The organism is Bradyrhizobium nivariense, assembly GCF_029846695.2.
Lineage (GTDB): Bacteria > Pseudomonadota > Alphaproteobacteria > Rhizobiales > Xanthobacteraceae > Bradyrhizobium.
The window spans coordinates 34,548-45,824 of the sequence record NZ_JARWCR020000076.1; the positions used below are offsets into that span (position 1 = coordinate 34,548).

Consider the following 11,277-nt stretch of genomic DNA (forward strand, 5'->3'; position numbering starts at 1 on the left):
GCCTAAGAATCTCGTTTTGAACGTCACCCTGAAATGTCCGCTCAAGTGCTCGCACTGTTGCTTTTCATCCGACATGTTTCACGGCGGCCATCTCTCCGCCGCTGACGTTCATCGGTGCATTCAGCAGGCCGCGCAGATACCGTCGATGGAGATCGTCCATTTCGTCGGTGGCGATCCGATGCTGCATGCGGATATCGTGGCTGATGCCGTAGCGTTGGCCGCGTCGCTGGGCTTGCGCGCCGGCATCACCACGAGTGCGTTCTGGGCCAAGTCGCCCGCGCGCGCGATGGCGGCTGTTCGCCAATTGCGCACCGCCGGCCTTACAGAAATGACATTGTCTTACGATGATCCCCACGCCGAGTTCGTGCCGCTGAACTTCATTGCCAATTCGGTCGCGGCCGCGCGGGAGTGCGGCTTGCTGCTCAGGATCGCGGTGGTGGTCGAGGCCGGCTCGCGGATCACCGCCGCCAGGCTGCGCGTCGACCTTGGCCTTCAGGATGAGCCCGGGATCAACATCTACGAAACTGTCGCCAACTCGACCGGTCGTGGCGCGGGCACGGATGAGGAAACGCGAGCGGGGCGCGTTCGTCACGCGTCGGCTTACCGCGGACCGTGCGAATCCGTTCTCCACACCGTCACAGTCGATCACGAGGGCGGCATCCAGCCCTGCTGCGGCGTGCTTCCTCACTACGGTTCCCTGAAAGTCGGCCACATCGCGGACGAGGGGATCGAAGCCGCCATGCGGGCGGCCGCCGATGATCCTCTCTATCGGTGGATCAGGCTCGAAGGGCCTGTCGCCATTCTGGCCGCCGTCACGGCCGACGATCCCGCGCCAATGCGCGTTGAGGATTTCGATGGCATTTGCACTGCCTGCGATCGCATCTTCCGCTCGCCGGAACTGCTGGCGCGCGTGCGCGCCGCCGCCGAGGCACGCCGGAACCAGATCGAGACCTGCGAGATCCTGCTGGATGGGCAGGCCGCGCCTGCAAACATCGTGGCGGTCCCATGAGCGTCGATGTCCTGTTCTGCTCGGCGCCGGTGATGTCCGTGGTGCGGCCATCGGCGGCGCTTGGCCTGTTGCAGGCGCTGCTGCGGCAGAAGGGCATTCGGGCCGAGTCGCTCTATCTGAACCTGCTCTTCGCTGACCGCATCGGGCTCGATCTGAACGAGCAGCTCGCGGAAAAGCTGCCGAGCCACCTCCTGGCGGGCGATTGGCTGTTTGGCGACTGCATCGGCACGCGCTCCGGCCGGCCGCAGGCGCAGCGCCACATCCGCGAGCTCGGCGCAGCGATCGAGCGCAAGGGGCTCGCGCAGCTCTACGAGATCCGCTGCAACCTGATCCCGTCCTTCGTGGCGGAAGCGGCCGACCGGCTGCTCGAACGCAATCCCAAAATCATCGGCTTCACCTCGATGTTCGAGCAAACAGTCGCTTCGCTGGCGATCGCGGCCGCGGTCAGGGCGCGTGATCCGTCCGTCGTGATCTGCTTCGGCGGCGCAAATTGCCATGGGCCGATGGGCGCAGTTCTGCTGAAGAACTTTGCGCAGATCGACTATGTCTTCAACGGCGAAGCCGACACTGTGTTCGGGCCGGCCGTCGAAGCGATCCTGCGTGGCGAGCGGCCCCGCGGCATGCCTGGCTGCCTGTGCCGCGACGAGGCTGCCACTGGGGCAGCCACCGGTCCGACCGCGATGGACGCGCTGCCGATCCCCGACTACGCCGACTATTTCGCGCAACTGGCCGATTTGTCCGAAGCCGCGCGCGTGCGCCCCTCCATACCGTTCGAGTCCTCGCGCGGCTGCTGGTGGGGACAAAAACACCATTGCACCTTCTGCGGCCTGAACGGGGAGGGCATGGCTTTCAGGGCCAAATCGGCGCCCCGCGTGCTCCACGAGATCGAGACGTTGCATGCGGCGTTCGGGGTCGGACGGTTCGCAGCGACCGACAACATTTTGGGGATGAACCACATCGACGGCGTGCTGGGAAAGCTCGCCGAGCGTCCGTCGCACGGCTTTCGCTTCTTCTACGAGATCAAGGCCAACATGGACGAGGCGCAGCTCGAGAAACTGGCGCTCGCGGGGACTGTCTGGTTGCAGCCCGGCATCGAGAGCCTGTCCGATCCGGTCCTGCATCTCATGCGCAAGGGCGTGAGCGCTCTGCTCAATCTCCGACTGCTGCGCAATTGCCGCGAGCTCAGTGTCGGGCTGGTCTGGTCGATCCTGTACGGATTTCCCGGCGAGCCGCGCGACGCCTACGACGCCGTCGCCAAAATGGCCCCGCTGCTCGAACATCTTCAGCCGCCGGTCGGCTGCGGCCGTATTCGGCTCGACCGGTTCAGCCCCAATTTCGAACGTGCCGCCGAGATCGGCTTTCGCAACGTTACGCCGATGCCGGCCTATGGCGCGATCTATGACGTCCCCGACGAGGACCTCGCCAACCTTGCCTATTTCTTTGAGGGAGACGCGCCCGACGCCGCGAGCGAGCAGGATTTGGTGGCGCTGAAGGCCGCAAGTGCGACGTGGCGCGCGCGATGGTTCGACCAGCCCTTCGCGCCGCAATTGACGATGACGGAAGTGGGCGCCGCTCATCTCGTCAGCGACACGCGGGCATGTGCGTTTCAGCCGTTCTATTGTCCGACACCGGTCGAGATCGCCGTGCTCAATTGGCTGCGCAATCCCTCCACACGGCCAAACGCCGTCGCGCAGTTCGCCGAGCGTTTCGACGCGGCATCGATCGAGGCCGCCATGGATGCGCTTCTGATGCGGCGGTTCGCGATCGAGATCGACGGCAGGATGTTGTCGCTCGTCACCGAGGCCGGTCGAGAGATCTTCGATGCGGAGGCCCGAGCCGAGTTTCCGCTCGGCTTCGTGCTGCCGCGCGGACGTGTGGCGGCTCAGGATGAAGCAGGCGCGTTACATGCAAGCCTGACGGACGTCCGCGGTGAACCGGTCGGCCTCGAACGGGTGGAGCCATGACCGTCGAAGTCCGCCCGCTCGGCGACAAGTGCAACATCAAGTGCCGCTACTGCTATCAGGAGGGCATCCGCACCGCCGGCAATGTGCCGACGCGTTACGATCTCGATGCGATCATCGCGACGCTGGACAAATTGGCGGAGCCGTTCAGCCTGTTCGGCGGCGAGATCATGATGACGCGCCGGTCCGATCTCGAACGCCTGATGCGGTTGGGCTTCGATCGCCACGGCGGCGTCGGCATGCAGACCAACGGCACACTGATCGAGGAGCGCGACATCGAGTTGTTCAGGAAGTACCACGTACGCGTCGGCATCTCGATCGACGGGCCGGGACCGCTCAACGATGCCCGCTGGGCCGGCAGCCTGCCGGCGACGCGGCGTGCGACCGCGCGCATCGAGGCGGCGATCGAGACGCTGTGCCGCGAGGGAATGCCGCCGAACGTGATCGTGACGTTGAACCGGATGAACGCTGCACCGGATCGATTGAACGTGCTGTGCGCGTGGATCGGGTTTCTCGGCAGCCTCGGTGTCCGCAAGCTGCGCCTGCATTTGCTGGAACAGGATGAAACAGAAGCTGGCGAAGGCCTCGCGCTCACCGCGCAGGAGAACCTTCCGGCTTTGCGGCGGCTGCGCCGGCTCGAACAGGAGCTGCCGTCAGTCCAGTTCGACATCTTCGCCGAGATGGCCTCGATGCTCGGGGGCGACGACGCCCGCACCTCGTGCGTGTTCCATGCCTGCGATCCCTATGCGACCCGCGCCGTGGTGGGCGTCGAGAGCGACGGCCGGCTCGGCAATTGCGGCCGTACCAACAAGGACGGCGTGACCCATCTGCGCGCCGGCCGCGAGGCATTCGATCGCCAGCTCTCGCTTTACCGGACGCCGCAGGCCGATGGTGGATGTCAGGATTGCCGGTTCTTCCTCGCATGCAAGGGCAATTGTCCGGGCACCGCGATCGGCGGCGATTGGCGAATGCGCTCGATCGATTGCCCGGTGTGGTTCGGCCTGTTCGAGGACATCGAGACCGAACTTCAGGCAAAGGGGGAAACCGCGATCAGCCGATCGGAGCGTCGCTCCGAGCTCGAAGCGAAGATGATCGCGGCCTGGTCGATCGGCGACAATCCGACCTTGCATTCGCTGCTCCAACAGGTGGAAACACCATGACGTCCGCGGGGCTGACAGGCTCGTTGACCTGGCCGCGCGCTCCGCTAGCGGCCACACCGCGCGAGCCCGATGTCGTCAAGGCGGCAGCGCAGCGCATCAGCTTCAGCGGCCCGCAGGCGCGCGCGCTCTGGCAGCCGCGTCTGGAACGTCTCAGGCATGCAGCGCTCGCAATCGAGCTGGAAATGGTACGTCTGAAGCGCATTCCGGCGACGGTGCTGTGGACCGGTTATGATGGCATCGGCGCCCTGACGGAGCGGGCACGCTCGATCGGCCTCGACGCCAAGCCGATCAAGGCGTCGCTCGGTTATGCTGCCGACTGGTCGCTTGAAGCGTCGATCGACGACCCGAAGCGACTGCTCGATTATGCCTTCCTGATCGGCGCTGCGCCGCTCGATGCATCGCTCGCCGAGCCGGCCGCGGATGATCTGGTGCAAGCGGCGATACGGTTCGGCTATCCCGCATGCTGCGCAACATCCTGGGCGGACTACCTTCGGCGCGGCGGAAGCGATCCGTTGGCCGGCATGCTCGCGCGCGGGGACAAGGCGGCTATGCATGCTCACGTCGCGCTGGCGGTGCTGGGATTGGGGCCGGTGAGGCATGCACCGTGTTCTGCGGATTGTTCCGCTACGCATGATCGTTCGTGTGCGTTTCTCGACCTCGGCCGCCAGCTTGGGTTTGTCGAGGAAATGAGCTGGCTTGACGAGATCGCGGATTGGGTGGTCGATGCGTCGCTGGTCAACGGCATCGCCGAGGTCACGACGGCTGCGTTCCGCTGCACATGGCTGTCTGACGAGGGCACGCCGCCTCGTCACGGCACAGCGGTGACACGCCCGGGAAAACGAGAGGGCGCGGCAGCCGCGACTATGAAGCCCGTGGATAGCGCCGACATCCTCACCGAAATCGGCATCGGATTTGAAGTGGCCGGCTTCGACAATCCTTTCGCCATGCGCTCGCGCTTCAGCACCGTGGTCTGGGAGCAGACCGCTGCGCTGCGCCGCGCTGCATCGGCCGTGCACGTCGGATGTGGCGATGGACTGTTGCTGGAGCTGATCTCCCAGACAAAGCCAAAGCTGAGATTGTGCGGCATCGAGCAAGATGCCGGTGCAGCGGAGGCCGCGCGCCGGCGCCTCGGTGCATCCTTGCCGGTGCTCGGCGGATCCAGCATCGAGGCGCTTGCGGCGTTGTCGCGTCTGGCGCCCGCTGGAATCGATCTCGCCTTCGTCGATCCGGAGCGTCTTGGCGACCGCGAAGGTCTTGCTGCCGTTTGCGCGATCGCGAAATCGGTGATCGTGATCGGCACCGACCGCTCGCTGCACCGGCACAAAGACATGGATACGCTTGCGGCAACGATGGGGATTGCCTTGCTGCCTGGACGCGCAGGGCGCGTGTCCGCGGCGCTCTCGGCGACGAGTGGCCGCCCGCACTGACCGGTTCGAAGGAGAGCTCGCCATGGATGCGACGTCGATTGACTGGGAACGCACGGCACGACCGCAAACTGACGGCTATGATACGGCCGTTGCGCTGGGCCTGATCGAAACCGAATCGACGCCGTGGCGGCCGCTGCCCCCGCGGCGACCTCCGGTGAATGGTGCGCCGGCGATTGCGGAGGGGAGAGTTGCCCTGCGCACCGAGGATCCACTGCTGCCCGCGCCGCGGTTTGTCCCCGATGCGCAAGCTGTCGCGGCAATGGAACAGGCGCTTGGCTACGTCCGCCGCTGGCCGCTCGCTGCGAAGCAATGGCCTGATATCGTGCACACCATCCAGTGCTATCGCGACACCGAACAGCCGACCGATGGTCCCGGCCGCCTCGGCTCGGCTAGTCATTCGGTCGATGCGCGGTTCGGCGTCATCGGCCTCACGGTCAATTGCCCGCTCGCGGCCGCGCAGGCGATCGTCCATGAGATGGCCCATCACAAGCTGAGGGCGTTCGGCGTCGCCAACGAGAATGCGGTCCGGATCATCAGCAATCCGCAAGACGAGCTTTATCCCAGTCCGATCGTGGTCGACCGGCCGCGTCCGATGACGGCCGTCCTGCACGCGCAATATTCGTTCATCCACGTCACCCAGCTCGACGTGCATATGCTCGAGCAGGAAGACGACCCGCAGGTCCGCAGCGACATCCGTGCGCTGCTCGCGCGCAACGCTTCCCGGATGGAGACGGGGTTCGAGACGCTGCGGCAGCACGCCCGCACCGACGCGGCCGGCCGCGAGTTTCTCGGCGCGTTCTTCGCCTGGTGCAGCGACGTGCTGGCAAGCAGCCGGAAGATGCTGGTGACCGAGCGCTGCTGATCGATCGGGCCGGGTTCCAGGCTGGCCGCGGCGCGCACTCGTCCCTGAACGCCAATCCCCGGCTTGGGACGACGTCCCGCGGGTAAATGCCGGTTCCAGGCTCGATTACCGCTGCGCTGCGGCGACAGTTTGTCCCTTTTGCAGGGGGTGCAAGTCGGTGACGCTCTGCTACAGTGGAATCAAGCAAAAAGGGGTTCCATGAACGTACCGCAGCCTTGCAACGTCCTGATGCTCTATCCGCTGTTCTCGGCAGAGTCGTTCTGGAGCTTTGGCGAATCCTGCAAAGTGTTGGGCGTGAAGCGCCCCGCGGCGCCCCTCGGCCTGATCACGGTCGCCGCGATGTTGCCGAAGAGCTGGACGGTCCGACTGATCGACTGCAACACGGCGTCCTTCGGCGACGAGGATCTTTCCTGGGCCGACGTCGTCTTCACCGGCGGAATGATGCCGCAGCAGGCCGACACGCTACGCCTGATCGACAAGTGCCGTGCCGCGGGCAAGCCGGTGGTCGTCGGCGGTCCCGATCCCACCTCGAGCCCCCACATCTATGAGAGGGCCGACTTCCAGGTGCTCGGCGAGGCCGAGAGCGTCATCGACGAATTCATCGCGGCCTGGGACGGCGGCGCACGCTCCGGCATCTTCACCGCGCCGAAATTCCAGGCCGACGTCACCACGACGCCGGTGCCGCGTTTCGACCTGCTGAAGTTCGAAGACTACCTCTATCTCGGTGTGCAGTACTCGCGCGGCTGCCCGTTCACCTGCGAGTTCTGCGACATCATCGAGCTCTATGGCCGCGTCCCGCGAACCAAGACGAATGAGCAAATGCTGGTCGAGCTCGACAGGCTCTACGCCATGGGCTACCGCGGCCATCTCGACTTCGTCGACGACAACTTCATCGGCAACAAGAAGTCCCTGCGGCTGTTCCTGCCCCAACTCGCCGAATGGCAGCGCGCCCACGGCTATCCCTTCGAATTGTCGACTGAGGCCTCGGTCAATCTGGCCGACGATCCCGAGCTGTTGGACCTGATGGGCCAGGCGAATTTCTTCGCCATCTTCGTCGGTATCGAAAGTCCGGATCCGGCGACACTGGTCGCCATGCGGAAGAAGCAGAACACGCGGCGCAACATCGCCGAGAGCATCCACAAGATCTACGCCGCGGGCATGCTCGTCACCGCGGGTTTCATCGTCGGCTTCGACAATGAGAAGCTCTCGATGGCGGATGCCATGATCGACTTCATCGAAGAGGCGGCGATCCCCGTCAGCATGGTCGGCCTGCTCTATGCCTTGCCGAACACGCAGCTCACGCGCCGCCTTGAGCGCGAAGGCCGGCTGCACCCGGGCCACGATTTGGCGCCGACCATCGGCGCCGATCAGTGTACCGCCGGGATCAACTTCGACCCGGTGCGCCCGTTGCGCGACATCCTGACGGACTACAAACGCGTGCTGGAGCACATCTACAGCCCGGCGGCCTATGCCAGACGGGTCGATCGGCTGATGACGCTGCTCGACCGTTCAAGGCAGCGCCAGGAGCTCGCCGAAGGCGACATCCGCGCGGGGCTCGGTGCGATGGAAACGGTGCATAAGGTGGTCACAGCCCTTCCCGAGGCGCGCGGGCCGCTGTGGCAGACCTTCATGAACTGCGCCAAGCGCGACACGTCATCGGCGCGGATCGCCGTGCAGATGATCGCTGCCTATGCGCATCTCGGGCCGTTCTCGCGCAAGGTCATCGCTGCCATCGATGCACGCCTCGCCGCGCTCGACGCGGAGACGGTCATTCCGGTCGCGACTGTCGAGGTGGCGGCGGCCCGACATCTGGCTTGAGGGTCTACTTCACCGCCAGCCGCAAAAAGCTCATCACGCTGCCGAGCGCGGCAAAGCCGGCGCCAAGTGCCAATGCGACGGTTGCGCCATCGTGACCGGCCAGCGCGAAGCAGAGGGCAGCGAGCGCCGCCCCTGTCGTCTGCCCCGTCAGGCGCGCGGTCGCGACGATGCCCGAGGCGCTGCCGCTGCGGTGAGGTGGCGCGCTCGACATCACCGCCTTCATGTTCGGCGCCTGGAAAAAGCCGAACCCCATGCCGCAGATCACCATCCGCCAGATGATGTCGGGGATAGCAGGATTCGCGGGAAGCATCGCGAGCAGCGCCATGCCGAGGCCGAGCAGCACCAGCCCGATGCCGCCCAGCAACCCAACGGCATGGCGGTCGGAGAGGCGCCCCGCGATCGGCGCCATGATGCCGACCACCAGCGGCCACGGCGTCATGAAGAAGCCGGTCTCGACCTGCGAGCGCCCGAGCACATCCTCGAAATAGAACGGCAGCGAGACGAAGGCGAGACCCTGCACCGCAAAGGAGCACACCGCCGTCGCCGCCGACAGCGCGAACATCGGCCGGCTGAACAGGTCGATCGGCAGCATCGGCGCCGGATGGTCGGCATGGCGGCGCGTCAGGATGAAGCCGAGCACGAGAGCCGTGACCAGCTCGACGCCCACGACCACCGGTGAGAGATTATGCGCGGCGCTGCCGATGCCCGTGATGAACAGGCCGAGGCAGGCCGACGCCAGGATCGCGCCGAGAAAGTCAAAGCCGTGATCGGCGCGCGGCGTCTTCGGCAGCATCGCAAAGCCGATGCCGATCGCGACGAGGCCGAACGGGATGTTGACGGCGAACAGCCATGGCCACGGGCCGACCGCGAGAATGGCGGAAGCGATCGACGGGCCAAACGTGAAGGCGATCGCGACCACCAGCGCGTTGTGGCCGAAGCCGCGGCCGAGCATCCGGCCGGGATAGACGAAGCGCACCAGCGCCGTGTTGACGCTCATGATGCCGCTCGCGCCGAGGCCTTGCAGCGTGCGTGCGACCAAGAGGCTCTCCAGCGACCACGCCACAGCGCAGAACAGCGAGGCGATGGTGAACAGGATCAGGCCACCGAGATAGATGCGCTGGTGCCCGACGATCTCGCCGAGCGCCCCGAGCGGCAGCAGCGTCGCCACCAGCGCGATCTGGTAGACGTTGACCACCCAGACCGACTGCTCCGGCGTGACATGCAGGTCGCCGGCAATGGCGGGCAGCGCGATGTTGGCGATCGCGGTGTCGAGCGAGGCCATCGCGAGCGCGGTGAAGATCGCGGCGATGGCCCAGCGCCGCTGTGCGGCCGGAAGGCCGTCGGCAATGGGGTGGTCGGTCTCGCGCGCGGCGGCAGGTAACGTGATGTTCATTGCGTTAGCGCGTTGCTCCGGCGGCGTGGCTGAGGGGACTTTTGGCATGTACTACGGCGCGGCCGCCTTCCACAGGCATATGCTTGCATGCGGTGTATGCGCGAAGGCCGGGCGATGATTCCGGGCGCTGGCGTATGATCGCGCGAGCTGCCGCAATTTCAGGGGATCGCCATGCACATCGTCGTTTTGCCCGGTGACGGCATCGGACCGGAGATCACGACCGCGACAATAGGCGTGCTGCGCGCGGCCTCCGAGCGCTTCCAGCTCAATCTGCGCCTGAAAGAGCACGCGGTCGGCCATGCGAGCCTCAAACAATTCGGTACGACGGTGCGCCACGAGCTGCTTGATATCGTCCGCGCCGCCGACGGCCTGGTCCTCGGGCCGACCGCGACCTTCGACTTCAAGGACGAGGCGCATGGCGAGATCAATCCGTCGCGGCATTTTCGCAAAAACCTCGACCTCTACGCCAATGTCAGGCCGGCGCGCACCTATGCGGGGCGGTCCGGCCGGGTCGGCGATTTCGACCTCGTCGTGGTGCGCGAGAACACGGAAGGATTTTACGCCGACCGCAACATGGAGCAGGGCAATGGCGAGATGCTGGTCACATCAGATGTCGTGATCTCGCTGCGCCGGGTCACGCGGGCGTGCTGCGAGCGTATCGCGCACGCGGCCTGCCGTCTCGCGATGAAGCGGCGCAAGCATCTGACCATCGTGCACAAGGCCAATGTGCTCAAGCTTGGCGACGGCATGTTCCTCGACATCTGCCGCGAGGCGGCGAAGGGCTATCCCGGCCTCGCGGTCGACGACATCCTCGTCGACGCCATGATGGCGCATGTGGTGCGCAACCCCGACCGCTTCGACGTCATCGTCGCCACCAACATGTTCGGCGACATCCTGTCCGACCTCACGGCTGAGCTCTCGGGTAGCCTCGGCCTCGGCGGCTCGCTCAACGTCGGTAACAGCCACGCCATGGCGCAGGCGGCGCACGGCTCGGCACCTGATATCGCAGGCCAGGACGTCGCCAATCCGGTCTCTCTGATCCTGTCGGCGGCCTTGCTGCTTGCATGGCACGGCGAGAAGAACGGCGCGGTGCGCTATGAGGAAGCCGCGCGTGCGATCGAGGCGGCAGTGGCGAAGGCGTTTCGCGAGGGCAGGGCGACGCGCGACGTCGGCGGCAAACTCGGCACGATCGCGGCGGGGGCCGCGATCGCGGAGATCTTGCAGGCGGGGTGAGTGGTCCTGCGGGGCCTTGCGTTTTTTTTTCTGGGGCCCGAAACAAAAAAACTCGAAAACAACCCCATGCACAGTAGAAGGCTCTTTGATCAATAAGGGATTTTCGAAACGCGCCACGACGACATTCGCCGCTGCCATGACGTTGACCCGTCGGGCAAAACACTGGCAGGATGCTAGGATTGCACCGGTCGGCAAAAGACCAGTGTGTGCTCCGCGTGAAGGTGCGAAGTCCGCTCTCTGTGGTGAAGCGGATCTACGTGTGCAGCTCCGGCATTCCGCCTTTTGACCCAGGCTGTGTGAAAACCCCGTCGATGCTATGATTCCTTGCTGAATCGGCGGGGGAAGTGATGCGGGGTTTCGTTCAAGGGGCGGATCGCCAGCAGACGACGCTGTTGCCGGAATGCCTCGATGATT

General features: G+C 65.4%; 8 protein-coding genes. 7 read left to right on the forward strand and 1 reads right to left on the reverse strand.

Translation table 11 applies throughout. The annotated features are described in order from the left end of the window. The first annotated feature begins 73 nt into the window (after window positions 1-73). The 6 genes from QCM77_RS38290 (at window position 74) to QCM77_RS38315 (ending at window position 8,237) form a co-directional block, all read left to right on the forward strand. The gene (locus QCM77_RS38290; protein ID WP_279662769.1) at window positions 74-1,009 is read left to right on the forward strand and encodes a radical SAM superfamily enzyme; all 936 of its coding nucleotides are present in this window, start codon (window positions 74-76) and stop codon (window positions 1,007-1,009) included. Beyond that, window positions 1,006-2,973 (forward strand): RiPP maturation radical SAM C-methyltransferase, encoded by a 1,968-nt coding sequence (locus tag QCM77_RS38295; protein WP_280096326.1) that lies wholly within the window; start codon window positions 1,006-1,008, stop codon window positions 2,971-2,973. Before QCM77_RS38290 ends, QCM77_RS38295 begins: the two co-directional genes overlap by 4 nt. Then, window positions 2,970-4,130, forward strand: a complete 1,161-nt coding sequence (locus tag QCM77_RS38300) for a radical SAM protein (protein ID WP_279662750.1) — start codon at window positions 2,970-2,972, stop codon at window positions 4,128-4,130. Before QCM77_RS38295 ends, QCM77_RS38300 begins: the two co-directional genes overlap by 4 nt. Next, a complete protein-coding gene (locus QCM77_RS38305) occupies window positions 4,127-5,557 on the forward strand; it encodes a hypothetical protein (protein WP_279662751.1) in 1,431 nt (476 codons plus the stop codon). The genes QCM77_RS38300 and QCM77_RS38305 overlap by 4 nt, the downstream gene beginning before the upstream one ends. A gap of 22 nt (window positions 5,558-5,579) precedes the next feature. Further along, complete coding sequence (locus tag QCM77_RS38310) at window positions 5,580-6,419, forward strand: aKG-HExxH-type peptide beta-hydroxylase (RefSeq protein ID WP_279662752.1); 840 nt, start codon at window positions 5,580-5,582, stop codon at window positions 6,417-6,419. Between the two features lie 198 nt (window positions 6,420-6,617). Further along, complete coding sequence (locus QCM77_RS38315; RefSeq protein WP_279662753.1) at window positions 6,618-8,237, forward strand: B12-binding domain-containing radical SAM protein; 1,620 nt, start codon at window positions 6,618-6,620, stop codon at window positions 8,235-8,237. Window positions 8,238-8,241: 4 nt separating this feature from the next. Here the strand turns inward: QCM77_RS38315 and QCM77_RS38320 are convergent, their stop codons facing one another. Beyond that, window positions 8,242-9,630, reverse strand: a complete 1,389-nt coding sequence (locus QCM77_RS38320; RefSeq protein WP_280096327.1) for an MFS transporter — start codon at window positions 9,628-9,630, stop codon at window positions 8,242-8,244. 171 nt (window positions 9,631-9,801) lie between these two features. On the opposite strand from QCM77_RS38320, the gene QCM77_RS38325 reads away from it, so the two are divergent. Beyond that, window positions 9,802-10,863 (forward strand): isocitrate/isopropylmalate dehydrogenase family protein, encoded by a 1,062-nt coding sequence (locus tag QCM77_RS38325; protein WP_279662755.1) that lies wholly within the window; start codon window positions 9,802-9,804, stop codon window positions 10,861-10,863. Window positions 10,864-11,277: the final 414 nt, after the last annotated feature.